Raw genomic sequence first — 24949 nt, 5'->3', positions numbered from 1 at the left:
AACCCAACCGCAGACAACACTGTTTGCACAGAAGGGGTTCGACCATGGCGTATATCCCGCCCTCATGGGAGGCGTATGAGCGTCTCCAGCGTAAGCTTTCTTCCACTGACTGCTCGGTTCAGGCGTCGAGCCTTGAAGAAGCACTTAATGTGATTTTGCAGCCCGATTTTTTGCCTGGGGCGGTCGACGAAACCGATTTTCTGCGAGTCGCCGCATCCGCAGCACGTCAAGGTCGTCACCGCGTGGTGCTCCTTCGCCGTGCTCATGCGGCTACGACCGGGTTTTGGAGCGTTGCACCGAACAGCGTAGACGACGAAGAGGATTCTCGTTCCATTGCCTCATCGTTGGACGACGCAGTTCACGCGCGGAAAGAGCTCGCGCGCCTTGCCGCGATGTTGCGCGAGCCGGACTGGGAGCTTCTCAGGGGTGTTGCTTCGGGCGTTCCCTATAGCGAACTGGCGCGTGAGCATGCGTGCACTACCGCCGCACTTCGGTCCCGAGTGTGTCGACTGCGCGAGGCGATTTCGGGCAAGACTGCGCTCGGATCGCATGCCACCGCCCCAGTGCCCGCAGTTACGTTATAAGGGCTGCGAGTTATTGCGGCATGGCAGTCGAAATGAAAAAAGCCCGCAGAGTTTAATCTGCCGGCTTTAGATGGGATTCGAACCCATACGCCTTACGGCGCCAGCTTGGCAAGCTGGCGTGCTTGTTCGATAGTCCTCCCCCGACAGATTCCTCAAAACAAAAACCGGCCTCGCGCCGGTTTTTGTTTTTCTGCGTCGGCAAACGCGCATCGTTCGTTATTGACCTCGATGCACGCGTTAACCGTACGACGCGCCGCCAAAAAGCTCCGATCAGAACTTATCCCACCCGCCTTCCGCAGTGCCGACCACAGCGCTTGCCACACTCGACGCGGCGGTCGCACCGGCCACCTCAGCCACCGGCGCAGCAGCAACCGTCGCGCGCGATGTCCGCTGAACTTGCGTCGCCACCTCACGCCGCGGCGTCGGCTTGCGCACAACCTGAACCAAAGCCGGCACCGCCGTAGCCGTAGCCGTAGCCCTAGCCGAAGCAGCAAAACCAGAACCCACACTCACCGCCCCCGCATCCCCGCCCGCCACCTGAAAGAACGCCACCCTTCGCTCAACTGCTGCCCCTGATTCTCCATCGCGCGCGATGCCGCCGCCTGTTCGACCAGCGCCGCATTCTGTTGCGTGACGTTGCCCATCTGCGTGATCGCGAGATTGACCTGCTCAATGCCGCCGCCATCTCCGCCATGATGACGGTCGCGCGTGCGACGGCGTGCATGACCTCGTTCATCGTCCTCCCCGCTTCGCCAGCGAGCGCCGAGCCGTCGCGGATCCGGTCGACCGACGTCGCGATCGGGTCCTTGATCTCCTGGCGGCGCTCGACGAGCGTTGCGCGAGGCTGCGCACCTCGCTCGCGACCACCGCGAAGCGGCGTCCCTGCTCGCGGGCGCACGCCGTTTCGACGACCGCGTTCAGCGCGAGAATGTTGGTCTGAAACGCAACGCCTCGATGATCGCTGTGATGTCCGCGATCTTCGTCGATCTGTCGCTGATGCGCTGCGTCGTGTTGACGACCTAGGGCCGGCCGGCCACCGCGCTGCCCTTCTGCGCAACAGACAACGCAATGACCGAAAAATTAGAAGCTTGCACGGTTCTGCGCATATTTAAAATGCGTGATGATTGCATCGCCTTTCGTTTGAATTTCGGTCTCTTTTCCATTTGGCAGCGATTCTCCATGCCAGCACAGCGGTGCTTTACCGGAGGACAATGTTTTATTCATCCACCCGGAGCGGTCACGGTTGAGGTAGGCTTAGCCAAACCCATCATGTCCCCGTTTGCGCCTTGATGGACTGTCTGCCCTCGGGGGCACGCACCTCAATAGCTCGTCTCCACGTATGTCAACACCGGACCCCAACAACCGCGATCTCCGCGCCGCCTTAAGCGACCTAGACGGCGCACGCAACTGGATGGCGTCCATCTGCGGCCCCCACGGCCTCCAGGTCAGTCATCCAGAGCGCTTGCGCTTCCACCAGTCCGGCACCGTACTTCGTTCGATGGCGACGACGATAGGCTACGTCGAATACGGCACCGACGTGACGGTCGCGGTGAGCGAGAGCAGTCCGCTGAACTGCTACAGCGTGAGCCTGCCGATGGTCGGTCAGCAGGAGCTCGCAGCACACGGCAAGAGGTGGTTGTCAGATCAGGATTGCGGTCTGATCGTCAGTCCGCAGGAATCGCAGGATCTCGCGATCACCGGCAATTGCCGCAAGCTGCACGTCGCGATTCCGCGCTCCGCGCTCCAACAGGTGCTGCAGACGATGCTGCAACGCCCCGTCGAAGCGCCGCTCGTGTTCCAGCCCGACATGGATGCAGCCGCCGGCGATCAGGCATCGTGGTGGCGCATGGTCAAGTTCCTGGCCGGCGAGATGGAGCGCTCGGGACCATCGCTGGGGCAGCTTTACATGTCCAGCGAATTCGAACTGACGTTGCTGAAGGGACTGCTGCTGTCGCAGCCGCATAACTATTCGGAACAGTTGGCCAACGCGACCGCGCCGACTCCGCCGCATTATCTGACCCGCGCGCGTCAGTTCATTCACGACAACGCGCGCGAGCCGATCACGCTCGAAGACATCGAGCGCGCGTCGGGTGTGTCGCGCTTCAAGCTGTTCGACGGCTTCCGTCAATATTTTGGCTGCGCGCCGATCGCGTATCTGAAACGCTACCGGCTCGAATCGGCGCGGCGCGATATTCTCGACGACCGCTCGGTGCGCAATATCTCGTCGGTGGCGTTGGGCTGGGGGATGTCGCATCTCGGCCGTTTCTCGACCGAGTACAAGGCGTTGTTCGGCGAGTCGCCGTCCGAGACGCTGAAGCGCGCGGCGCGGCGTTAGAACGTCCTATCGCGCGCTGCTTTCGCCGAACTTCTCGTAAAACAGCCGGTAGTCCTGAATACCCTGTTCGGTGAGCCAGGTCTTGATCGCTTCGACCATCGGCGGCGGTCCGCACACGTACATGTCGAAGCCATTCGATTCGAGGAACGAGCGGTCGAAATGCTCGGGAATCAGCCCGGTCTTGCCCGACCATTCCGGCGCCGGATTCATCACGACGGTCTCGACCGCGAATCCTTCGATGCTCGCCTTGTAGCCGTTGATGCGCCCGGTCTCGCACAGATCGGCTGCATTCGTGACGCCGTAGTACAGATGCACCGGATGCGCGACATTGCGTTTCGCCGAAATGTCGTCGAGCATGCCGAGGAACGCGGAGAGTCCCGTGCCGCCCGCCACCATCACGAGCGGACGCTCGACCTGGCGCAGATAGAACGCGCCGAGCGGCGCCTCGAACTCGACCGTATCACCGGCTTTGCAACGTTCGCGCAGATAGTTGCTCATCATGCCGTCGGGCAGCAGACGGATCAGGAATTGCAACTCATTGCGCGCGTTCGGATGATTCGCGAACGAGTACGAACGCCATTCTTCGGTGCCGGGCACCTTCACGCGCGCATACTGGCCCGGCAGAAAATCGAGCTGACGCTCATGCGCGCTCGCATCGACTCGCAGAATCGCGGTCGTCGCCGAGACCAGCTCGACGCCGACCACGCTCGCGCACACGGTGCTCGTGCCGGCGCCTTCGCACAGCGTCGAGTCGAAGTCGAAATAGAACGACGCATCCGACTTCACGCGCGTCTGGCACGAGAGGATCTTGCGCTGCGCGAGGTCCTCTTCGCTGAGCGTTTCCTCGTCGACGTAATCGAGCGTGTAGTCGCCCGATTCGCAGCGCCCCAGGCAGGTGCCGCACACGCCTTCGCGGCAGTCGAGCGGAATGTTCACGCCGTTCTTCAGCGCCGCGTCGAGCAGCAGCTCGTTCGGGCTCACATCGAAGAACGCGGTTTTGCCATCGGCAAAGCTCAACGCGACCTTATGTTTCATCGTCGTGCTCCCGGCTCACAGATGGTAGAAATCCAGCACCGCGTTGATGTGGTCGTTCAGCAGCAGCACGTGCTTGCGCTTGATCTTCCAGCTATCGCCCGACGCTTGCAGGTCGTACACCGCGCGGCCGTAGAAGTAGTCGGTCGAGCCGTGACGCGTGTACAGCGTCGACCAGTTCACGTTCGCTTCGACGCTCGAATCTTCGCGCTCGCTCAGTCGCACGTTGCTGATCTGATGCATCGTGCGCGGCAGCGGCGTCGACGCGGCCGACTTGCCGGTGCGCAGCCGGAACACGCGGTCTTCGAGACCGGCGCGGTCCGAGTAGTAAATCAGCGACATGCCCTGCTTCGGATCGGTCGTGTACACGTGCTCGGAATCCCACTGCGGCACATGGAACACGCTCTGCGGATCGAACAGGTCGACATATTCGTCCCATTGCTGTTTGTCGCACAGATCGGCCTTCAGATACAGAAACTGCTCGACGGAGTGTTGGAGTTGGCTCATGCCTGCTCTCCCTGCGATTCGATGGATTTGTCGAGACCCTTGAGGATCGTGTCGCGCCAGGTGCCGTGCTGGTTCACGTAAAGCCCTTCGTGGGTCAGCTCGGTGCCGGTCAGATTCGGCTCGATGCCGAGCAGCGTGGTGTTCGCGGTCGCGCCGCGAGCCCACTTGTGATGCCCGCGCGAGATGTCGCTCCAGCGTTCGAGGCGCGCCTGGAAGCCGCGCTGCTGCTCGCGGAACTCGACGAGATCGTCGGGCGTGCCCATGCCGGACACGTTGAAGAAGTCTTCGAACTGACGGATGCGGTTCTCGCGATCCGTCGCCGACTCGCCCTTCACGCCGATGCACTGGCTGATGACCTCGGTCTTGTTCCACGCGACCGGCCGCACGATGCGCAGCTGCGAACTGATCTGGTCCATGAAGAACAGACTCGGGTAGACATTCAGATTGCGCAGCCGGTGCATCATCCATTCGGCCTTGTCCTGGCCATAGGCTTCGACGAGCCGCGGCATCACGCTCTCGTAGCCGGGACGCACTTGCGGATTCGGCATGTCGCTGAACAGGACGCTGTGGCCATTCCTGAACGCGAACCAGCCGTCGTCGGTTTCGCTGTCGCCGGCGCCGAGCTTGCTGTAGTCGAGCGTGCCGCCTGGGTTATCCCCTTTCTTCGCATTCGCCTCGATGCGGTGCTGCACGGTCGCCACGTAGTTGTAGTGCACGGTGCTCACGTGATAGCCGTCGAGACCGTTCTCGTTCTGCAGCTTCCAGTTGCCGTCGAACGTGTAGGTCGACTTGCCGGGCAGCACTTCGAGCTCGCCGGTCGGCGACTGCGCGACCATCATGTCGAAGAAGATGCGCGCGTCGCCGAGATAGTCTTCGAGCGTGTCGATGCCGTCGACGTCGAGGCTCACGAACACGAAGCCCTTGTAGCTCGCGATGCGCGCTTTCTTCAGGCCGCGCACCGACTTGTCGAAGTCGTCGCAGTATTCGCCCGGCGCCTTCACCTTCACGAGGCGGCCGTCGTTCTTGTAGCACCATGCATGGAACGGGCACGTGAAGGTCGACTGGTTGCCCTTGGTCATACGCGTGAGCGTCGCACCGCGGTGCTGGCACGCATTGATCATCGCGTTCAGGTTGCCGGCGCCGTCGCGCGAGATGATCAGCGGCTGGCGCCCCGCGCGCATCGTCAGGAAATCGTTCTTGTTGGGGATCTCGCTTTCGTGGCACGCATAGATCCAGGCCTTCTCGAAGATGTGCTCCATCTCGAGCGAGAACAGCTCGGGCTCCGTGAACATTTCGCGGGCAATCCGGTACACGCCTTCCGCGGGGCGGAAGTCCAGACAGCCGCTGACGAATTCGCGCCATTCCGAGGCGCTGCGCTTCTCGCTCATGATGTGTCGCTCTCCTTGTGTTCAATCGTTTGAACGTGACAGGCTCGATTGAATACTCAAGTGGCGAGGCCAACTATCCAGCCAATTCGCATTTGCTATCCGAATAATTGGACGGCGCCTGGATAATCTGGCGATCGGGCGCAAACCCCCCGCCGGACGGAACTTCTGGCGTGCCGTTCTGGTGCATGCGGGCAAAAAACCCGGCTACACAAACGTTTGCCTGTACGCCATGTCTGCTACGCTAACGTTTTCGTAGGTCGCGTTTTTGACGGTGATTGCCGAGACGCGGCCGCTTCTTCACGCGCGACGTTCAGCGCATGTCAGAACCAAAAACGCATGGTGACGCGCCGACCGAACAACGTGATTGCGATCAGTGTCTTGCTGGCTGGCGCGATCCTCGCGATCGCCGTGTCGCTGCTCGCACAGATGCGCGAAGATGCGTTGCGGCGCGCGCAGGACTCCGTCGCCAACATATCCCTGCTGGTCCAGCGCGACGTGTCGCGCAATCTCGAGATCTACGACCTGTCGCTGCGCGCGGCGATCGACGGACTGAAGCAGCCGGGCGTGCTCGATCTGCCGCCGGAGATCCGCCAGATGGTGCTGTTCGACGGCTCGATCAGCGCAAAGGACATGGGCTCGGTATTCGTGCTCGACGAGAACGGCAACGTGCGCTTCGATTCACGCGCGTGGCCGCCGCGCGCAAGTAACCATGCGGACCGCGACTACTTCAAGGCGCAGCGCGCTTCACCCGATGTCGGCCTGTACATCAGCCATCCGTTCAGCCCGAGCGGCACCGACGATGACCTGCGCATCGCGCTGAGCCGGCGCATCGCGAGGCCGGACGGCAGCTTCGGCGGCGTGGTGGTCGGCACGCTGCGCCTCACGTATTTCCATCGCCTGTTCGACGGCATGAAGCTCGGGCCGAGCGGCTCGATGGCATTGATGCTCAGCGACGGCACGATGTTGATGCGCCGTCCTTACGATTCGAAAACGATCGGCATCAACCTGACCGGCACGGCCAACTTCTCGCGCTTCATCAAGGGGCCGAGCGGCGACTTCTTCGGCACGGCGGCTATCGATCGCGTCGAGCGCTGGTATGCGTTTCGCCATATCGACGGCTTTCCGCTGGTCCTCGACGTCGCGCTCTCGACGCGCGACATCTACGTCGAGTGGCGGCGGCGCGCGTGGATCATCGGCATGCTGATCGGCGCGCTCGACGTGACGATCATCGCGCTCGCGATCCTGTTCTCACGCCAGTTGCGTCTGCGCCGCGCGGCCGAGGAAGAGTTGCGCGAACTGGCGCGCACGGACGGGCTGACCGGCCTGAACAACCGCCGCACCTTCGAGCAGCACGCGAACGACGAATGGCGACGCGCGCAGCGCACCGGCCGGCCGCTGTCGCTGCTACTGATCGATGTCGACAACTTCAAGGGCTTCAACGACCTTTACGGCCATTCGGCCGGCGACGAAGCGCTGATCGGCGTCGCGCGCTGTATCGCGCAGAACGCGCGACGTCCGGGCGATACGGCCGCGCGCTTCGGCGGCGAGGAGTTCGCGGTGCTGCTGCCGGACACCGACGCGACGGGCGCGCAGCGGATCGCCGAGCAGATCCGCGCGGCGGTGCAGGCGCTGCAATGCCGCCATGTGGCCAGCACGCATCACGTGCTGACGGTGAGCGCAGGCGCTGCGACCGCGCAGGGCGCGGCGCTCGCGACGAGCCGCGCGCTCGTCGACGCCGCCGACGAAGCGCTGTATCGCGCGAAGGATGCCGGCCGCAATCGGGTGATGCTGTACGGCGCGCCGACGGTCCACTCCTCGCGGGACGGCGCCGCGGTGACGCCGGACATCGACCCGCGCCGCGCGAATTGACCCGCTTCCAGGGCTCGTTTCCCGAGCCACTTGTCGGCCCGCTTGCCAGCCCTTATTGCTCTCCGTAAACTCGCGCGTAACTTTTGCCGGACCCACGCCAAAGCGTGTGATCGGCACACACCACGCCGACCCAGAGGAGAATCCCCGCGATGGCCGCATCCTATTTCCCCCGCTGGCGCCGCCAGCCTGCCGCCGCCGAGGGCGGCATCGTCGGCATCGACGAACGGCTCGGGTGGCCGCAGATGTTCGCGATGGGCGTCCAGCACGTCGTCGCGATGTTCGGCTCGACCGTGCTCGCGCCGCTGCTGATGGGCTTCGATCCGAACCTGGCCATCTTCATGTCGGGGATCGGCACGCTGCTGTTCTTCGTGCTCGTCGGCGGGCGCGTGCCGAGCTATCTCGGTTCGAGCTTTGCGTTCATCGGCCTCGTGATCGCGGTGACCGGCTACGGCGGACACGGCGCGAACCCGAATATTGCGGTCGCGTTGGGCGGCATCATCGCGTGTGGCGTCGCGTACGGGGTGATCGGCCTGATCGTGGCGGCGGTCGGCACGGGCTGGATCGAAACGCTGATGCCGCCGGTCGTGACCGGCGCGATCGTCTGCGTGATCGGTCTGAACCTCGCGCCGATCGCCGTGCATGGCGTGAGCGGCAGCAATTTCGAGTCGTGGATGGCGCTCGTCACGGTGCTGTGCGTCGGCGCGGTCGCGGTGTTCACGCGCGGCATGCTCCAGCGTCTGCTGATCCTGGTCGGCCTGCTGCTCGCCTACGTCATTTACGCGATCGTCACGAACGGCCTCGGCATGGGCAAGCCGATCGATTTCTCGATCGTCGCGAACGCCGCGTGGTTCGGCATGCCGCACTTCAAGTCGCCGGTGTTCGACCCGCACGCGATGACGCTGCTCGCGCCGATCGCGGTGATCCTCGTCGCCGAAAACCTCGGCCACATCAAGGCCGTCAGCGCGATGACGGGCCAGAACCTCGACCGCTATATCGGCCGCGCGTTTCTCGGCGATGCGCTCGCGACGATCGTGTCCGGCTTCGCGGGCGGTACCGGCGTGACCACGTACGCGGAGAACATCGGCGTGATGGCGGTCACGAAGATCTATTCGACGCTGGTGTTCGTGATCGCCGCGTTGATCGCCCTCGTGCTCGGCTTCTCGCCGAAGTTCGGCGCGGTGATCCAGACGATTCCGGGACCGGTGCTGGGCGGTGTGTCGATCGTCGTATTCGGGTTGATCGCGGTGACGGGCGCGCGCATCTGGGTCGTCAACAAGGTCGACTTCTCCGACAACCGCAATCTGATCGTCGCGGCCGTCACGCTCGTGCTCGGCGCCGGCGACTTCTCGCTGAAGCTCGGCAGCTTCGGGCTCGGCGGCATCGGCACCGCGACGTTCGGCGCGATCATCCTGTACGCGCTGCTGAGAAGAAAGCCGACGCAAGGGCCGGTGGCCTGAGCGTCTTTTATCGGCACTGGCATGTCAAGCGCCGGTGCCGATGCCGATGCGGCAGCCAATTCCTACCTTTTGCGCGCGGTCAGCGCCGTCTCCGACAGATCCACCTCGCGCATCAGCTTGTACAGCGTCTCGTCGTTGATGCGCTGGGTGTCGCGCAGGTCGAGCAGCGTCTTGCGCTCGGCGCGCATCGCCGCGAGCTTCATGCGGAATTCGAGCGCGTCGGCGCGGCGCGCGAGTTCGCGTGGCGCCTGTTCGTCGTCGAGCGTCGCGAGGCGGCGGCGGTACAGGTCCATCACCCGTGCGGTTACATCGGTCGCATACGCCTGAGCCGATTCCTCGAGGTCCGCGCATTCCGTGTCGTGCAGATGATCGACCGCGCGAATCGCCGACTGCGCGGCGAGCGTACGCGCGAGTGCTTCCTCGGCGGCATGCGGGTCCTTGCCGCGCCGCCAGCCGCGCAGCAGCAGCGGCAACGCGGCCACCGCCACCAGCAGCGACAGCAGGATCACCCCCGACGCGATGAAGATCGCGAGATCGCGTCCCGGCAGCGGCGTGCCGTTCGGCAGCACCTCCGGCAGCGACAGCACGCCCGCGAGCGTCACCGCGCCGCGCACGCCGGCCACCGTCGTCACCGACACCATGCGCAACCCGGGCACTGCGTTCGCGACGCCGTGCTTCGTCGCGCCGCGGCTCGCGAACCAGCGCAGCAGCCACACCCACGCGAAGCGCATCGCGTACAGCGCGAGCGCCACCGCAACGATATAGCCGATCAGCAGCGCGACCTGCGCGTCGTTGGTTTCGTGCGCGACGAGCAGCGCGCGGCCGAGGATGTGCGGAAACTGCAGGCCGAGCATGATGAACACCATGCCGTTGAACACGAACTCGATCATCGTCCACGTGCTCGAGGCCCGCACGCGCGAGGCGACCTGCCATTTTTCCGTGATGCTCGCGTAGTTCATCATCATGCCGGCGGAGACCGCGGCGAGAACGCCCGACAACTCGAAGCGCTCGGCGGTCAGATAGGCGGCGAACGGGATCAGCAGGGTCATCACGACGCCCGGCGCGGGATCGCCTTCTTCGGTGAGATTCAGGAAGCGCGCGGACACGAAGCTGAACACCGCGCTCACCGCCGCGCCGACCGCGAGGCCGCCCACCGCGATGATCACGAAGCTCACCGACGCTTCACGCAGCGAGAACGCGCCGGTCAGCGCGGCGGCGATCGCGAACTTCAGCGCGACGAGGCCTGACGCGTCGTTCATCAGCGCCTCGCCTTCAAGGATATGCATCAGTTGCACCGGAATCTTGCCCTTGCCGGCGATGCCGGACAGCGCGACCGCGTCGGTCGGCGACAACACGGCGGCGAGCGCGAATGCGACCGGCAGCGAGATCTGCGGCACCAGCACGTGCACGAAGTGACCGACCACCAGCACCGTCATGAACACGAGGCCTAGCGCGAGCATCAGGATCGCGCGGCGCGCCATGAAGAACTCGCGCTTCGGGATGCGCCAGCCGTCCGCGAACAGCAGCGGCGGAATGAACAGCAGCATGAAGATTTCCGGATCGAACGCGACGTGCAATTCAAGGCGCGGCCACGCGAGCATCGCGCCGATCGCGATCTGCACGAGCGGCAGCGGCAGCTTGAACGGCAGCGCGCGGGTCAGCATGCCGGACGCGGCGACGGCGAGTAGCAGGATCAGGACGGTAAAGACAATTTCCATCGTGTGTTTCGGGGGATGAAGGGGGTGTCCCGAGAGAGGGCGCGATGCGCAGGGTCGAGTGTAGCCCGGCGGCGCGCGCAGTTGCCGCGAGCTTCGCCGCGACGCGGCCTGCGAATCGGTGCACCGAAACGGTGCGCGCGACGCCCGCGGGCGGCGCACGAGCGCTGTCGCCGGTGCAATGTTTCGGCCGAGTTACAGCGCAGTGTGCGCCAGCGTGCGCATGGACCTTGCTTAACCGGTAACGATGACGCACATTTTGAGAACTCGTTGCCGGTCGCGTTCGGACCGGCCGGCTCTCGCGTGAGAGGATTGCATGACGATTGCGCAACAGGAAAGGGCGGCGAGCATGCCGCACGGCTTCGAGGTCGAGGTGAGCTCGGGCCTTCAACGCTATTCGGTGCAGCACGGCGAACTGACGCTTACCAGCGTGTTCCAGCCGATTTTCAGTCTGTCGCACCTGCGCGCGGTCGGCTATGAGGGCTTGCTGCGCGCGCACGACGCGCTCGATCGCCCGGTGTCGCCGCTCGATGTGTTCGGCGAGGCCGCGCGCCTCGGCGACGCGCTGCAGATCGACCGGCTGGCGCAGACGCTGCATCTGGAGAACTTCAAGGTGCTCGGCGCCGAGCGCGAATGGTTGTTTCTGAACGTGCACCCGGGCGTGCTGACCGACCCGTATCTCGCGGCCGCTTTGCTCGCCAATCTGCGGCGGCTCGATCTGTCGCCGCGGCGCGTCGTGCTCGAAGTGCTCGAGCAGAGCGCCGAAGATCTCGATCGACTCGCCGACGCGGTGCGCGAGTTTCGCGAGCGCGGCTTCCTGATCGCGCTCGATGATTTCGGCGCCGGCCATTCGAACATCGAGCGGATCTGGCAACTGAATCCCGACATCGTGAAGCTCGACCGCGTCATGCTGTCGCATGCCGCGCATCGCGCCGACATGGCGACGATCCTGCCGGGGCTCGTGGCGATGCTGCATGAAGCGGGCAAGCTCGTGCTGATCGAGGGCATCGAAACCGAGCACGAAGCGCAGATGGCGCTCGCCTGCAATGCCGACTTCGTGCAGGGCTTTTTCTTTGGCCGGCCGAATCCGGGTGTTGCCGATCCGATCCACGCGGCGGTTTGCATCGGTGATGTCACCGAGCGTTATCGTGAGCAGGCCGAGGCACGCGAGCGGCGCAGCGCGAGTCGGCTCGCGCCGTATCTGCGCGCGTTCGAGCGCGCCGCGGAGCGTCTCGCCGCCGGTGAGCCGCTCGACGAGGTGTGCTGGAATTTCCTCGCGCTCGATCACGTGGCGCGCTGTTTTCTGCTCGACGCGAAGGGGCGCCAGGCCGGCCGCAACGTCGTGCTGCGCGCCGATCGCGCGGCGCACGAAACGCGCTTTCTGCCGCTCGCCGACGCGCAGGGCGCGAACTGGTTGCGTCGGCCGTACTTCAGCGTCGCGATCAATGCGCCGGAGCGGGTGCACGTGACGCGGCCGTATCTGTCGATCAACGAGGCGTTGCCGTGCGTGACGCTGTCGGTGGCAACGCGCGTCGGCAGCGAGACCTGCGTGCTGTGCGGCGATATCGACTGGGTCGAAGACGAACGCGACGCGCGCATCTGACATGATGTCGTTTTCAACGACACCAGGTTGCGCTCATGTCCGTGCTGCTCGAAGTGATTGCCACGACCGTCGCCGATGCGCGCGCTGCCGCGCAGGCCGGTGCCGACCGTCTCGAACTCGTGACCGCGATGGGCGAGGGCGGACTGACGCCGAGTGTGGGGTTGATCGAGGCGGTGGTTTCAGCGGTCGGCGTCCGGGCAGCCGGTGTCCCCGTGAACGTGATCGTGCGGCCGCATAGCCGCGCGTTCGTCTACGATGCCGACGACTACGCGGTGATGCTGCGCGACATCCGGGCCGTCAAGGCGGCCGGCGCGAACGGCATCGTGATCGGCATGCTCGATGCGCAGCGGGCGATCGACCGCGAAGGTCTCGCGCGCGCGTGCGAAGCTGCCGATGGACTCGCGATCACGTTCCATCGCGCGTTCGACGAGGCGCGCGATCTGCGCGAAGCGCTCGACGTATTGCTCGGTTTCGAGGCGGTGACGAATGTGCTGACGTCGGGCGGACAGCCGTCGGTGCTGCGGGCGCAAGCGACGATCGGCGAATTGCTGCGGCAGGCTGCCGGCTCGCATTGCACGGTGCTCGCCGGTGCCGGCTTGACGGTCGATGCGGTCGCGGAGTTCGTGAGCAAAACGCACGTCGAGGCCGTGCATTTCGGCTCCGGCGTGCGCGTGAACGGCAACGGGCTCGCGCCAGTCGATCCGGCGAAGGTGATGCAGGTGAGGGCGCTGCTCGACGCAATGCAACGGTGAGCAGCGCAACGAACCACTTACTTCGCGACCACCACCGGAATGCCGCGCAACTGCCCGGCGCCCTTCATCTCCTCGAGCGACTTCTTCACCGCGACACCCGTCGCCGCATCGATGCCGAGGCGCGCGGCGAGGTCATGCTCACCACGCTTGACCCCCGCCAGATTTGCCAGCTTCACGTGCCCATACCCGCGCACGCGCGCATGCAGTTCAGCGAGTTTCGCGACGTCGTCGACATGGCTCGCGTCGAGTTTCGCTAGCGCACGTTGCAGCGTGGCTTCGTAATCGCCCGCGAGCTCGCGCTCCATCTTGCGCTCGAGCGTGCGGCCGAACGGATCGAGCGCAGAGCCGCGCAGACCGCGCCATTTCGCGAGCAGGCCGAGCACGGGCCACATCCACTGACCATAGGTTTTCTTCGTCGGCGCGGCGCCGGGCTGCGTGCGCGTGAGCGTCGGCGGCGCGAGGTTGAAGCGGATCGTGAAGTCCTTGCCGGCGACGCCCTCGAACTGCGCTTCGAGCGCATCGCGGAACGCGGCATCCGTATGCAGACGCGCAACTTCGTATTCATCCTTCACCGCCAGCAGCCGGTAGAACGTGGTCGCGACCGCGCGCGTCACGCGCTCGCTCGCCGCATCGACGGCGGTTTCCGCGCGCCGTGCCGCATCGACGAGCGAGCGATACCGCTTCACATAAGCCGCGCCGCCATACGCGAGCAGCCGTGCTTCGCGATGGGCGATCAGCTCGTCGAGCGTATCGACCCGCACGCTCGGCTTCGATGCATGACGCGACTGCCACAGCGATTCGAGCGCGGCGGGATCAGCCGCGGCCATGCGCCCGATCGAGAACGCGAGCTGGTTCATCTGCACGGCGACGTTGTTCAGTTCGATCGCGCGCATCATCGCGGCGAACGACACCGGCACGAGACCGAGCTGCCACGCGAAACCGAGCATCAGAATGTTCGCGCCGATCGTATCGCCGAGAAAACGCGTTGCGAGCGCTTGCGCGTCGCACGTCGACATACGCTCTTCCCCGGCCGCGTGACGCATCTTGTCGATCAGGGCGTCGGCATGCAGCGTCGCATCCGGGTTCTGCACGAAGCTCGCGTTCGGAATCGCATGCGTGTTGACGACGATGCGCGTGCGGCCATGTCGCACCGTCTGCAGTGCATCGGCACTCGCGCCGACCACCATGTCACAGGCGAGCAGCACGTCGGCCTGCTGCGTGTCGATGCGGACCTGGTTCAGCCATTCGTCGCGGGCGGCAAAGCGCACGAACGACAGCACCGCGCCGCCCTTCTGCGCGAAGCCCATGAAGTCGAGCACCGACGCGCTCTTGCCTTCGAGGTGCGCGGCCATGCTGATCAAGGCGCCGACCGTCACGACGCCGGTACCGCCGACACCCGTGATGAGGATGTCGTACGGCGCGGCATCGAGTTGCGTCGCGGGAATCGGCAACGCGTCGACGTGCGTGGCGAGCGCCTGCGGATCGAACGCGTCGCCCGCGGCTTTTTTCAGCGTACCGCCTTCGATGGTGACGAAGCTCGGGCAAAAGCCGTTCACGCACGAGTAGTCCTTGTTGCACGACGACTGATCGATGCGGCGCTTGCGACCGAGCGCGGTTTCCACCGGTTCCACCGACAAACAGTTCGACTGCACGCCGCAGTCGCCGCAGCCTTCGCAGACTTCCTCGTTGATGAAGAGCCGTTTGTTCGGGTCGGGGAATTCGCCCTTCTTGCGGCGCCGGCGTTTTTCGGCCGCACAGGTCTGGTCGTAGATCAGCACGGTCACGCCGTCGATGTCGCGCAACTGGCGCTGCACCGCGTCCATCTCGCTGCGATGGTGAAACGTCGTGCCCTGCGGAAACTGGCCGTGATGGCCGTCGTATTTCTCCGGCTCGTCGCTGACCACGACGAAGCGCGACACGCCCTCGGCTTCGACCTGCCGCGCGATCTGCGGCACCGAGATGCTGCCGTCGACTGGCTGGCCGCCCGTCATCGCGACCGCGTCGTTGTAGAGGATCTTGTAGGTGATCGTCGCGTTCGCGGCGACCGCCTGGCGGATCGCGAGAATGCCGGAGTGAAAGTAGGTGCCGTCGCCGAGATTCTGGAATACGTGGCGGGTTTTCGTGAACATCGAATGCGCGGCCCAGTCGACGCCTTCGCCGCCCATCTGAATCAGCCCGGTCGTGTCGCGTTCCATCCACGACGCCATGAAATGACAGCCGATGCCCGCCTGCGCGATCGAGCCGTCCGGCACTTTCGTCGACGTGTTGTGCGGGCAGCCGGAGCAGAAGTACGGCGTGCGCTTCACGCTGTCCGCCGCGTTCGACAGGATCTGCGGCGCGACCAGATCGACGACGCGTTCACGGCGATCGAGCGCCGGCTTGTGCTTCGCGAGCCAGTTCGCGAACACCGGGAGAATGCGCGACGGCCGCAATTCGCCGAGCGACGACAGCAGCAACGTGCCATCTTCGGCGTGCTTGCCGACCACGACCGGCCGTGTGCCTTGTGTGCGGTTGTACAGATAGTCCTTGATCTGTTGCTCGATGACGGGGCCTTTCTCTTCGATCACGAGCAATTCGGACAGACCCGACACGAACGCGTCGATGCGCGTCATCTCCAGCGGAAACGACAGCCCGACCTTGTAGATGCGCACGCCGGCCGCGTCGAGATCGGCGACCGTCAGATCGAGCCGGCGCAGCGCTTCCATCAGATCGAGATGCGCCTTGCCGCAGGTGACGATGCCGACATTGGCGTGCGGGCTCGGCGCGATCCATTTGTCGATGCTGTTCATGCGCGCAAACTGGCGCACCGCGTCGAGCTTCGCGTGCAGACGCGCTTCGATCGTCAGGCTCGGCAGATCGGGCCAGCGGTTGTGCAGACCGCCGGCTGGTGCTTCGAATTCCGGTGGCGGTGTCCATTCGGTTTGCAGCGCGTCGAGATCGACGGTCGAGCCCGATTCGACGGTCTCCGAAATGGCCTTGTAGCCGACCCACGCGCCGGAGAAGCGCGATAACGCCCAGCCATACAGGCCGAATTCGAGCATGTCCGCGATGTTCGACGGATTCACGACCGGCATGTGCCAGCCGATCAACGCGAAGTCGCTCTGATGCGGCATCGACGACGACACGCAGCCGTGATCGTCGCCCGCGACCACCAGCACGCCGCCGTGCGGCGACGAGCCGTACGCGTTGCCGTGCTTCAAGGCATCGCCCGCGCGGTCGACGCCCGGGCCTTTGCCGTACCACATCGCGAATACGCCCTCGACGGTGCGCTCGGGATCGGCTTCGACGCGCTGCGTGCCGAGCACGGCGGTGCCGCCGAGTTCTTCGTTGATCGCGGGCAAAAAGCGGATGTCGCTCGCGGCGAGCAGTTTTTTCGCCTTCCACAACTGCTGATCGACCATGCCGAGCGGCGAGCCGCGATAGCCGCTGATGAAACCGGCCGTGTTCAGATTGCGGGTCTTGTCGAGCGCTCGCTGCATCAGCGCGAGGCGCACGAGCGCCTGCGTGCCGGTCAGAAAGATCCGGCCGCGCGTCGCGGTGAGATTGTCGGAAAGCTTGTAGTCGGCGAGTGCGGGCGTGCCGTCGATGGGCAGGCGAGCGGTCATGGGGGAGTCTCCAATGTTCTGGCTTCGCGCGCGGGCGGTGGGGTCACGGATGCCGCGCAGCGAAAGAGACTCTATTTTTTAGCGCTCGTGAGAGTGAATTATTTCTTCTTTAATCGGCCGTGCGCGAATGGGCGCGACGAGTCGCGCGTTTCGGCCCGCTTTTGAGCCGGATTTGCCACGCGGCGGCGCGCTTCGGGTATGCCCTGGGGTGTCGTGAGGCGGCGAATGGGACGATGGCTATTGCTATTGCGCCGTGTTCGCCGCGATGTCCGGTTGGAGCGGTGCCGCATCGAGCGGCACGATTTCGTCGAAGTGCGCGTAGTCGATGTGGCTCACGCCGTCGCGCTCACTCATGATGTCGACGAACCGGTACTGCCAGACGATCTGGTCGCAGGCCCACATGTGGCGCGCCTGCATGGTTTGCGACGTCGATTCGTCGATGCCTTCGAGCGTGAGCAGCAGCGACACGTCGCGGCCTTTCAACGATTCGGCGTTTTCGCCGAACAGCGGACTCGCTTCGTCGATGATGTGCATCAGCGTCCAGCCCAGCTTGAAGACCGGGTGCTGGTCGCGCACCAGCGCGAGGTCGTAGAGCTTGCGCAGCGTAAAGCCTTCGATCGAGGTCTCCAGACGCATGATGCGCAGCCGCGCGCGTGCCTCGGCGATCACGTTCTGACGCGCGTTGGCCGAGCGCACCATCAACGTCATGCGGCCGTCGATCGGCCGGATCACCGCGTAGCGCGCGAACATGATCTTCGCGTGCGGCCGCGAAAAGCGCGCGAAGATCAGCCCGGTCGCCAACGCGATGCTCGACATGCCGATGAAGATTTCGAGCGTCGCGATCCAGTGCGCGTAGACGGTTTGCGGATGCATGTCGCCGTAGCCGACCGTCGCGAGGGTTTCGACGCTAAAGAAGAACGCGCCGGCGAAGCCCTTCGGAAACTGATTCGCGATCGGAGCGTCGCCGAGCATGTAGAGCATGGCGAACACGGTGTTGAGCAGCAGGAACAGCAGCGCGAGCGACACGAAGAACCCCGGCCAGCGCACGCCGAGCGCGCGGTGATACAGGTCTTGCCACAGCGGCGTCGGCATGCCGTGCGCGATCACCACGCGATCGTCGAGACGCATTTCGCGACTGCCGCGCGCGCGGCGCCTCGGTGCGCTCGCGTCGGTGTCGGTGTCGCCGAGCGTGGAAAAACGGTCTGACGGTTCGCTTGCCATCACGCGCTCGTGGGGATGAAGACGTGCACAGCGTAGCATGGCGCGTTGTGCGCGCTGCGTGAGTTTCCGCGCGGTGCGAAGGCGGCGCGGCGCGATGTATCGCCAGGGTGCGAGGTTGCGCGATGCCGTCGTTGAAATGCTTCCGGGCGCGTCCCGGATTTCAGGCTGGGTCAGGTCGCATCATGCGCGGCGAGCGGGTCGGGCGCAGCCGCGCACCACACGCACCCAACCGCCGTCACGGAAACACGCGCGGCTTCGGAATTCCCGCGCCATGCTCGATATCGTCGACCGCCTGCCGATGCGCACTTTCCACCGCTTCGGCCTGCTCGGCATAACCCGCGTCGCCGCCGACCGTGGTCCACGCCTTGACGGCCTTCTCGCGATGACGGATTTCGTATTCCGCGTCCCAGCGCGCGCCACTGAGTTCAATCGGACGAACGTGGATCGAATACACGCCGTATTGGAACAGCTGTTCAGCCATGATCGCCTCCAGCCGGCCGATCCGGCAGCGACGCGCCGATGCGCGAGGACGCGCGGCGCGCTGCCCCCTGGTTCGGCCTACAGTTCGATTTCCCCGAGGATACGATGTGCGAGCGCTTTGGCTTCTTCGAGCGCTTCTCCCGGCGTCGACGACGTCGAGTCGACTTCGTAGAGCGTGGTTTCCTGATCGGCGCTCGGTTCGCCTTCGTCGCGCGCGAGGGTGACGACACCTTGCCAGGCGTCATGTGCGACTTCTCTTATCGACGCGGTGGCCGTGTAGAGCCCTTTGGTGTAGGTGACGTCCTCCATGGCCTCGCTCCTTTTCGCAAAGGTTTCGATGTTTTCATCCTAGCACGGCGTGGCGGGATCGGTTCCCGCCCGGGGCAGCTTCGCGCCGCGCGACGTGCTCGACATCCGTTACGCTACGCGCGCCCCAGGGCAGCAGAATTACAGCGCCGCGTTTTATAGCAGCGCGACCACCTCGTCGAGCGTCGGTGCATGCGCGCCGGCGTGGCCGCAAGCCGCCGCGCCGGCCGCGAGCGCGAACGCGAGATGCTCGGGCCACCCGCGTTGCGGCGCGCTCATCAGGCTGAACAGCAGACCGCCGATCGACGCATCGCCCGCGCCGACCGTATCGACCACTTCGACGCGCGGCGGCTTCGCCTCGATCACCGCGGCGCCGTCGAGCAGCATCGCCGCTTCGGGGCCGCGCGTGACAAGCACGCTGGCGGCGGGATTCATCGCGCGCAATTGCGCGAGCGCGGCGGCTTCGTCGCTGGTCTTGAAGATCATGCGCAGGTCTTCGTCCGATACCTTGATCAGATCCGCGAGCGCGGCCATCTTGCGCAGCGTCGGCTCGTAGCCGTGCTCCATCAGGTTGCGATAGTTCGGATCGAAGCTGATCTTCACGCCGTGCGAACGCAACTGGGCGGCGAGCTTCGCCAGTGTGTCGCCGAGCGGCTGACGCACGAGGCTGATGCAGCCGAAGTGCGCCCACTTCACCGCGTTCATCCAACCGGCGGGCAGCTTCGCCGGCTCGAACGCGAGGTCGGCGCCGTTCTCGCCCATGAAGAAGTACGCGGGCGGATGCGTCTGATGCACGATCGCGAGCAGCGGCGGGCGCTCGACGCGCTGCAGGAAGCGCATGTCGAGGCCGGCCGCGACGCTCGCGACCCACAGCTCGTCGGAAAAGTTATCGACGCCGAGCGAGCCCGCGCACGCGGTCGGCAGGCCGAGCCGCGCGACGCAGCGCGCGGCGTTCCAGCCCGCGCCGCCCGGACGCGACAGCCAGTGCGATGCGCCGGTGCGCACGAGATCGGTCAGGATGTCGCCGGCGGATACGAAAACGGGGAGGTTGGTCGTCGCGCTCATTGTGCTTTCTCCGCGGAAGCCGCTGCGGCGGGAGCGGCTGATTCAGCCGCAGCGTTTTCGCCGAGCGCATGGGCGAGCACTTCGTAGCACGCGCCCATCGTGTGATAGTCGGTCTTGCCGGCCGGGCTCTTTTCGTCGCTGTACTTGCGGTTGTCGCAGGTGAGGATGCGATACCACGCGCCGTACTTATGGTCGACGAAGTGCGTCCAGCTATAGCGCCAGATCTCGTCGTACCAGTCCCAGAAGCGCTCGTTGCCGGTGCGCTTGCCGAGCAGCGCGGCGGTCGCGAACGTTTCGGCCTGCACCCAGAAGTACTTGTCGTGATCGCACACGGTGCCGTCGGGGCCGAAGCCGTAGTAGAGGCCGCCGTGGTCTTCGTCCCACGCGTGCGTCATCGCGGCGTCGAACAGTTCGATCGCGCGCGGCAGCAGCCACGGCAGCGGACGGAAGCGTTCGAGAATCAGCAGCAGCTTCGCCCATTCGGTCTGATGACCGGGCTGGAAGCCCCACGGACGGAAGATGTTCGAGCTGTCCTCTTCGTTGTAGTGCCAGTCGACCGACCAGTCCGCGTGAAAGTGCTCCCACACGAGTCCTTGCGACAGCTTCGCCTGGCGCAGCGTGATATTCGACGCCACGCGCTCGGCGCGATCGAGATACACCAGATGACCGGTCGCTTCGTGCGCGGCGAGCAGCGCCTCGGTGGTATGCATGTTCGCGTTCTGCCCGCGATACGTGCTGACACGCCAGTCGGCCGACGCGTCGTCGGCATAGAGGCCGGCGGCGGCGTCCCAGAAGCGGTGCTCCATCAGCTCGAAGGTCGCGCCGATCATCGGCTTCGCTTCCTCGATGCCGGCCATCGCCGCGTGCGAGTACGCGAGCAGCACGAACGCGAGGCCGTAGCAGTGGCGCGTCGCGTCGAGCGTGCGCTGTTTGCCGTCGCGCCATTCGATTTCCCAGTCGTAGCCCTCGTGCTGCGAGTCCCAGTGCGCGTCGCGCAGAAAGCGCAGGCCGTGGCGCGTGTATTCGAGGTGCTTCGGGTCGCCGAACTGCCGGTACGCCATCGCGTAGTTGAACACGTAGCGGCAACTGCTGACCAGGTGGCGCGTGGTGCGGTTGTAGATCGAACCGTCGTCGCGCAAGAAGTGGTAGAAGCCGCCGCTCGGGTCGAGCACGTTCGGCGCGTAGAAGCGCAGCGTGTCTTCGATGTGCGCGAGCAGAAACTCGCACTTGCGGAAGCCGGCGACCGGCGGCGCCTTCGCCGCGTCGGTGGAAAGTTGAAGCGGATCGGTTAGCGTCATGGCGTTTTCACCAAAGTACTGGCACGGGCAACGAGTTGAACGGGCAAGCGGACTTCGAGTTCGGCGGGCGAGTCTTCGAGCAGCAGTTCGACGCCGCGCCGGCCGAGCGCTTCCTTGTCGACCGCGATCGTCGATAGCGGCGGGGTAGCGTGGGCGGCGGCGGGGATGTCGTCGAAACCGATGATCGCGATGTCGTCGGGCACGCTGAGCCCGCGCGCGAGGCACACGCGCAGCGCGGCGAGCGCGGCGGCGTCGTTGAACGCGAATACGGCGTCGGGGCGCGGGCCCGGCGCGTCGAGCAGGCGCTGCATCGCGCGCGCGGCGCCGGTGTCGGGATCGAGCCCGGCGCCGATGTTCACTTCGAGTGACGGATCGAACAGCAGCCCCGCTTCGAAGAACGCGCGCCGATAGCCGAGCGCGCGCTCGGCGATGCTGAAGTGCGCGAGCGAGCCGCCGATGAACGCGACGCGCTTGCGCTGCTGCGCGAACAGATGGCGCATTGCGAGCGTGGCGCCGCCGGCGTTGTCGAGATTGACCGAGCGCAAGCCGGGCGACCATAGATCGATCAGCACCAGCGGGCGTTGCATCGCGACCAGCGTGGCGAGCGTTTCGGGCTCGACGAAGCCGGCGATCGCGACGGCGTCGGGCGCGTGCAGGCGCATCTGGTGAATCACGTCCTCGGTCGGCCCGGCGGTCAGCACCGACGGCACGATGCCGCGCTCGCGGCACGCGTCTTCGACACCGTGCAGCACGTGCGAGAAGAACGGGCTCGCGGCGAAGTTGTTGTGCTGACGATGCAGCAGGAAAGTTAGCCGGCGGATGCGCGGACGCAACTGCGCCGAGTCGTAGCCGAGCTGGCGCGCCGCTTCGACGACGCGTTCGCGCGTGGCATCGGAAAGGCCCGGCTGATTTTTGAGCGCGCGCGACACGGTGCCGATCGAAACGCTGGCGGCGCGGGCGACGTCGCGGATGGTTGTGGCCATCGAATGAAGCTGCCGCGCGAGGCGAGGCAGCACGGGTTCAGGTCGGGCGATTGTATAGTAAAACGCAGCTAAAGCCGCCCGCAAAACGCCAGCATGACACCAGTAAATACCCGTATTTTATGGACTTGTTGGAAATTAGGTTGTTTAGTAAAAATGCCTAAACAGCAGGCGGCCCGCCGTTTTCGAGACGGTTCGAGAATCGTCCTATGCCATCCGGCCGAGGCGACAGCGAGAGCGTTTGCGCGTGAAATAACGACAAAGGCCAGTGAAGAGCCAAAAGAAAAGCCGCCCGAAGGCGGCTTGCTTCACACGATCAAAACGACGCTCAGGGAGGGCGCTTATGAATGTCCTGTTTGCATTGCGTGTGTTTTCAACGGCGCGCGACGGCGGCGGCGGGTCGCCGCGCGGCGGCATCGCTCTCGCCGCTGAGGTCGCGGGCGCCCCAGCGTTGCGCGAGCGCGGCGCAGACCATCAGCTGGATCTGGTGGAACAGCATCAGCGGCAGCACCACGGCGCCGACCGCATGCGACGCGAAGATCACCTTGGCCATCGGCACGCCGGCGGCGAGGCTCTTCTTCGAGCCGCAGAAGATGATCGTGATCTGGTCCGCGCGGCTGAAGCCGAGCCGCTTGCTCGCGAAGATCGTCACGGCCAGCGCGAGCGCGAGCAGCACGGCGCTCACCACGACGAGGCCGCCGAGCGCCGACAGCGGAATCGTGTGCCAGAGACCTTCGGTGACGGCCTCGCTGAACGCGCCGTAGACGACGAGCAGGATCGAGCCCTGGTCGACGAACTTCAGCACGCCGCGATTCTTCTCGATCCACTTGCCGATCAGCGGGCGCAGCAGCTGGCCGGCAACGAACGGCACGAGCAGTTGCAGCACGATGTTGCCGATCGTATGCCACGGCGACGCACCGCCGCTCGCGGCCTGACTCGTCACGATGACGCTGACGAGTGCTGGAGTGACGAAGATGCCGAGCAGGCTCGAGGCGGACGCGCTGCATACCGCGGCCGGCACGTTGCCCTTGGCAATGGACGTGAACGCGATCGACGACTGGACCGTCGACGGCAGCGTGCAGAGGAAGAGGACGCCGGCGTAGAGCGACGGCGTGACCAGCGGCGAAAGGACCGGTTTAAGCGCGAGGCCGAGCAGCGGAAACAGCGCGAACGTGCTCAGCAGCACCACGAGGTGAAGGCGCCAGTGCGTCGCGCCCGCAATGATCGCCTCGCGTGACAGCTTGGCGCCGTGCAGGAAGAACAGCAGGCCGACCGCGATGTTCGTCACCCAGTTGAACCCCACGGCGGCCTGTCCATGAACGGGCAGGAAGCTGGCGAGGATCACGGTGCCGACGAGGCACAGGGTGAAGTTATCGGGCAGGAATTTCGGGCGGGCCATGTCGCAATCTCGATTCAATGACGCGGTGTAAGCATGGGACGGGTCTGTCAGGCGTGGTCCATGCCAATGGAAAGCGGCTATTGTTGTCGAAAGCCGATTGAAAACGCAAATTCATTTGCCGAATCGATTAATGAAGTTTGCGCATTGACTCCCCAATCAGGCCGAGCCCATTCGTGCGACGCGCCAGGTTTCAGTATTGACGAGGCGCTTTCTCGCGACAAACCGTTTAACCATTGACGTTGCAAGCGGCGTTTATTTGCAACAAACGGCGCCCGCGCGGACCCGGCGAAAACGCCGGCCAGCAAGCCGCCGAGGCGCGTGCGCACAAGGGCTCCGGCGCGAAAAAACGCCGCAGTAACAGGGTGTTACATCCACCGACGAGACCTAACACTTTTTGGCTCGACACCCTCTGCCCCCGACCATAAATTACTCGTTCAAAGGCCGCAGGGATGCCCTGCGCCGCGACAGGAACGCGGCGCTTTTCTCCTCCCGCAACAGGTCCATCGCAGCTCGAACGGTGGATTTCAGGCAAGTCTTCGGGCGTGAGAGTCACAGGTGGACGGGTTGTCGAGAACGAGGCACTGGGCGTGGGGCGCGGTCATCGCCGTGCTGTGCTCGTTCGCCTATGCGAAGGAGCCGGGTGGGCCGCATGGCGGCGGTGCCGCCGCGGGCGGCGCTTATTCGCGCGACACTGCCGGGCGCGCGCCGCGCATGGAGATGCGTGGCGACGGCCGTTATGCCGGTGCGGGCGGCGCACCTGCTCCGCGCGGCTCGCGCAATGCGATGGCTTCTCGTGACGCACGCGCGCAGCGCGGCAACCCGAATATCGCGGACGCCAATTTCGGTTATGGCTTCGGCAGCTACAAGTCCGGCATGCGCCGTGTCGGCGATCCGTCCGGCTATGCGGGCGCGATCACGCCGGTCAGCGCGGAGTCGCGTCCGGTGCCGCATCCCCCGTCCAATATGCCGATGCGCAACGGCTCGATCCGCGCCGACGTCGCCCGCTACAACGAAGAGCGTGGCGCAGCGCGCCCGCTGCAACGCCCAGCCGACGATCCGCGTCAGCCGGGCGGTTCACCGTACCGGAATTAGCTGAGCGCGATTTCGCAAACCACCGCACCGCCCCCACCGCAGTCCCGAAACCCGTCTTCCAGGTCCTTCCCGCGATCCCGCGCGCGGCTTCGCGCGCCTTCCTCCGCGCTGTAGCCCCGAATCTGACGTTTCGACGCCACACTTTTTTGAAAACACCCGGCATCGAAGTACCGGTCAGCGTCAAATCCTGGCATTCTGCCGCGTCGCGTCATCGGCCCGTCATTTAAGGCGTTCACGCACGCCGTGGCGCGCCGTTCGCCG

20 protein-coding genes and 1 pseudogene are annotated in these 24949 nt (G+C 65.1%); 7 read left to right on the top strand and 14 right to left on the bottom strand.

Going from position 1 to position 24949, the window contains the following annotated elements; all coding sequences use genetic code 11:
* Window positions 1–44 precede the first annotated feature (44 nt).
* Window positions 45–584, top strand: a complete 540-nt coding sequence (locus F6X40_RS15025; RefSeq protein ID WP_187628367.1) for a hypothetical protein — start codon at window positions 45–47, stop codon at window positions 582–584.
* Window positions 585–1093: 509 nt separating this feature from the next.
* Here F6X40_RS15025 and F6X40_RS43510 read toward each other — a convergent pair.
* Window positions 1094–1603: pseudogene (locus F6X40_RS43510) on the bottom strand (methyl-accepting chemotaxis protein); the annotation flags it as partial.
* 320 nt (window positions 1604–1923) lie between these two features.
* On the opposite strand from F6X40_RS43510, the gene F6X40_RS15015 reads away from it, so the two are divergent.
* Window positions 1924–2919: an AraC family transcriptional regulator gene (locus F6X40_RS15015; protein WP_184062711.1), complete on the top strand. Its 996-nt coding sequence runs from the start codon at window positions 1924–1926 to the stop codon at window positions 2917–2919.
* Between the two features lie 6 nt (window positions 2920–2925).
* Here F6X40_RS15015 and antC read toward each other — a convergent pair whose 3' ends face one another.
* From antC to antA, 3 genes are read right to left on the bottom strand one after another with little or no spacing between them, the layout of a single operon-like run.
* Window positions 2926–3954 carry an anthranilate 1,2-dioxygenase electron transfer component AntC gene (gene antC / locus F6X40_RS15010; protein ID WP_187628366.1) on the bottom strand — a complete coding sequence of 343 codons (1029 nt, stop codon included), beginning with the start codon at window positions 3952–3954 and terminating at the stop codon, window positions 2926–2928.
* A gap of 15 nt (window positions 3955–3969) precedes the next feature.
* A complete protein-coding gene (gene antB, locus F6X40_RS15005; RefSeq protein WP_090802720.1) occupies window positions 3970–4458 on the bottom strand; it encodes an anthranilate 1,2-dioxygenase small subunit in 489 nt (162 codons plus the stop codon).
* Complete coding sequence (gene antA, locus F6X40_RS15000) at window positions 4455–5846, bottom strand: anthranilate 1,2-dioxygenase large subunit (protein WP_187628365.1); 1392 nt, start codon at window positions 5844–5846, stop codon at window positions 4455–4457. Before antA ends, antB begins: the two co-directional genes overlap by 4 nt.
* A gap of 336 nt (window positions 5847–6182) precedes the next feature.
* On the opposite strand from antA, the gene F6X40_RS14995 reads away from it, so the two are divergent.
* Entirely contained in the window at window positions 6183–7715 is a 1533-nt protein-coding gene (locus F6X40_RS14995) for a diguanylate cyclase (protein WP_187628364.1), read from the top strand.
* Window positions 7716–7864: 149 nt separating this feature from the next.
* Window positions 7865–9172: a solute carrier family 23 protein gene (locus F6X40_RS14990; RefSeq protein ID WP_187628363.1), complete on the top strand. Its 1308-nt coding sequence runs from the start codon at window positions 7865–7867 to the stop codon at window positions 9170–9172.
* Between the two features lie 62 nt (window positions 9173–9234).
* Here the strand turns inward: F6X40_RS14990 and F6X40_RS14985 are convergent, their stop codons facing one another.
* Window positions 9235–10890 carry a Na+/H+ antiporter gene (locus tag F6X40_RS14985; protein WP_187628362.1) on the bottom strand — a complete coding sequence of 552 codons (1656 nt, stop codon included), beginning with the start codon at window positions 10888–10890 and terminating at the stop codon, window positions 9235–9237.
* A 313-nt stretch (window positions 10891–11203) separates the two neighbouring features.
* Between F6X40_RS14985 and F6X40_RS14980 the strand changes: the two genes are divergently transcribed.
* A complete protein-coding gene (locus F6X40_RS14980; RefSeq protein ID WP_187628361.1) occupies window positions 11204–12490 on the top strand; it encodes an EAL domain-containing protein in 1287 nt (428 codons plus the stop codon).
* Window positions 12491–12525: 35 nt separating this feature from the next.
* A complete protein-coding gene (locus tag F6X40_RS14975; protein WP_184068743.1) occupies window positions 12526–13242 on the top strand; it encodes a copper homeostasis protein CutC in 717 nt (238 codons plus the stop codon).
* Between the two features lie 17 nt (window positions 13243–13259).
* Here F6X40_RS14975 and F6X40_RS14970 read toward each other — a convergent pair whose 3' ends face one another.
* The 9 genes from F6X40_RS14970 to F6X40_RS14930 all read right to left on the bottom strand — a co-directional run bounded on the left by F6X40_RS14970 (window position 13260) and on the right by F6X40_RS14930 (window position 23922).
* Complete coding sequence (locus tag F6X40_RS14970) at window positions 13260–16847, bottom strand: indolepyruvate ferredoxin oxidoreductase family protein (RefSeq protein ID WP_187628360.1); 3588 nt, start codon at window positions 16845–16847, stop codon at window positions 13260–13262.
* A gap of 243 nt (window positions 16848–17090) precedes the next feature.
* Entirely contained in the window at window positions 17091–18068 is a 978-nt protein-coding gene (locus F6X40_RS14965) for an ion channel (RefSeq protein WP_187628359.1), read from the bottom strand.
* 235 nt (window positions 18069–18303) lie between these two features.
* Window positions 18304–18549 (bottom strand): hypothetical protein, encoded by a 246-nt coding sequence (locus F6X40_RS14960; protein WP_184068734.1) that lies wholly within the window; start codon window positions 18547–18549, stop codon window positions 18304–18306.
* 77 nt (window positions 18550–18626) lie between these two features.
* Complete coding sequence (locus tag F6X40_RS14955) at window positions 18627–18857, bottom strand: hypothetical protein (RefSeq protein WP_018419210.1); 231 nt, start codon at window positions 18855–18857, stop codon at window positions 18627–18629.
* A 153-nt stretch (window positions 18858–19010) separates the two neighbouring features.
* Window positions 19011–19919, bottom strand: a complete 909-nt coding sequence (locus tag F6X40_RS14950; RefSeq protein ID WP_187628358.1) for a carbohydrate kinase family protein — start codon at window positions 19917–19919, stop codon at window positions 19011–19013.
* Window positions 19916–21217 (bottom strand): AGE family epimerase/isomerase, encoded by a 1302-nt coding sequence (locus F6X40_RS14945; RefSeq protein ID WP_187628357.1) that lies wholly within the window; start codon window positions 21215–21217, stop codon window positions 19916–19918. The genes F6X40_RS14950 and F6X40_RS14945 overlap by 4 nt, the downstream gene beginning before the upstream one ends.
* Complete coding sequence (locus tag F6X40_RS14940; protein WP_187628356.1) at window positions 21214–22200, bottom strand: LacI family DNA-binding transcriptional regulator; 987 nt, start codon at window positions 22198–22200, stop codon at window positions 21214–21216. The genes F6X40_RS14945 and F6X40_RS14940 overlap by 4 nt, the downstream gene beginning before the upstream one ends.
* A gap of 370 nt (window positions 22201–22570) precedes the next feature.
* Window positions 22571–23596 carry a bile acid:sodium symporter family protein gene (locus F6X40_RS14935; protein ID WP_187628355.1) on the bottom strand — a complete coding sequence of 342 codons (1026 nt, stop codon included), beginning with the start codon at window positions 23594–23596 and terminating at the stop codon, window positions 22571–22573.
* Between the two features lie 77 nt (window positions 23597–23673).
* The gene (locus F6X40_RS14930; protein ID WP_187628354.1) at window positions 23674–23922 is read right to left on the bottom strand and encodes a hypothetical protein; all 249 of its coding nucleotides are present in this window, start codon (window positions 23920–23922) and stop codon (window positions 23674–23676) included.
* 229 nt (window positions 23923–24151) lie between these two features.
* On the opposite strand from F6X40_RS14930, the gene F6X40_RS14925 reads away from it, so the two are divergent.
* Entirely contained in the window at window positions 24152–24688 is a 537-nt protein-coding gene (locus F6X40_RS14925) for a hypothetical protein (protein ID WP_316251811.1), read from the top strand.
* Window positions 24689–24949 lie beyond the last annotated feature (261 nt).

The sequence above is a fragment of the Paraburkholderia sp. UCT31 genome (assembly GCF_014397655.1).
GTDB lineage: Bacteria > Pseudomonadota > Gammaproteobacteria > Burkholderiales > Burkholderiaceae > Paraburkholderia > Paraburkholderia tuberum.
This window is presented reverse-complemented; position numbering and strand designations above follow the sequence as displayed.

What these genes read in the sequence shown, in the direction of transcription:
- antC (WP_187628366.1), bottom strand. Translation starts at nt 3,954, where the DNA reads ATGAAACATAAGGTCGCGTTGAGCTTTGCCGATGGCAAAACCGCGTTC.
- F6X40_RS14995 (WP_187628364.1), top strand. Translation starts at nt 6,183, where the DNA reads ATGGTGACGCGCCGACCGAACAACGTGATTGCGATCAGTGTCTTGCTG.
- F6X40_RS15015 (WP_184062711.1), top strand. Translation starts at nt 1,924, where the DNA reads ATGTCAACACCGGACCCCAACAACCGCGATCTCCGCGCCGCCTTAAGC.
- F6X40_RS14950 (WP_187628358.1), bottom strand. Translation starts at nt 19,919, where the DNA reads ATGAGCGCGACGACCAACCTCCCCGTTTTCGTATCCGCCGGCGACATC.
- F6X40_RS14955 (WP_018419210.1), bottom strand. Translation starts at nt 18,857, where the DNA reads ATGGAGGACGTCACCTACACCAAAGGGCTCTACACGGCCACCGCGTCG.
- F6X40_RS14990 (WP_187628363.1), top strand. Translation starts at nt 7,865, where the DNA reads ATGGCCGCATCCTATTTCCCCCGCTGGCGCCGCCAGCCTGCCGCCGCC.
- F6X40_RS14980 (WP_187628361.1), top strand. Translation starts at nt 11,204, where the DNA reads ATGACGATTGCGCAACAGGAAAGGGCGGCGAGCATGCCGCACGGCTTC.
- F6X40_RS14945 (WP_187628357.1), bottom strand. Translation starts at nt 21,217, where the DNA reads ATGACGCTAACCGATCCGCTTCAACTTTCCACCGACGCGGCGAAGGCG.
- F6X40_RS14935 (WP_187628355.1), bottom strand. Translation starts at nt 23,596, where the DNA reads ATGGCCCGCCCGAAATTCCTGCCCGATAACTTCACCCTGTGCCTCGTC.
- F6X40_RS14970 (WP_187628360.1), bottom strand. Translation starts at nt 16,847, where the DNA reads ATGACCGCTCGCCTGCCCATCGACGGCACGCCCGCACTCGCCGACTAC.
- F6X40_RS14975 (WP_184068743.1), top strand. Translation starts at nt 12,526, where the DNA reads ATGTCCGTGCTGCTCGAAGTGATTGCCACGACCGTCGCCGATGCGCGC.
- antA (WP_187628365.1), bottom strand. Translation starts at nt 5,846, where the DNA reads ATGAGCGAGAAGCGCAGCGCCTCGGAATGGCGCGAATTCGTCAGCGGC.
- F6X40_RS14965 (WP_187628359.1), bottom strand. Translation starts at nt 18,068, where the DNA reads ATGGCAAGCGAACCGTCAGACCGTTTTTCCACGCTCGGCGACACCGAC.
- F6X40_RS14940 (WP_187628356.1), bottom strand. Translation starts at nt 22,200, where the DNA reads ATGGCCACAACCATCCGCGACGTCGCCCGCGCCGCCAGCGTTTCGATC.
- F6X40_RS14985 (WP_187628362.1), bottom strand. Translation starts at nt 10,890, where the DNA reads ATGGAAATTGTCTTTACCGTCCTGATCCTGCTACTCGCCGTCGCCGCG.
- antB (WP_090802720.1), bottom strand. Translation starts at nt 4,458, where the DNA reads ATGAGCCAACTCCAACACTCCGTCGAGCAGTTTCTGTATCTGAAGGCC.
- F6X40_RS15025 (WP_187628367.1), top strand. Translation starts at nt 45, where the DNA reads ATGGCGTATATCCCGCCCTCATGGGAGGCGTATGAGCGTCTCCAGCGT.
- F6X40_RS14960 (WP_184068734.1), bottom strand. Translation starts at nt 18,549, where the DNA reads ATGGCTGAACAGCTGTTCCAATACGGCGTGTATTCGATCCACGTTCGT.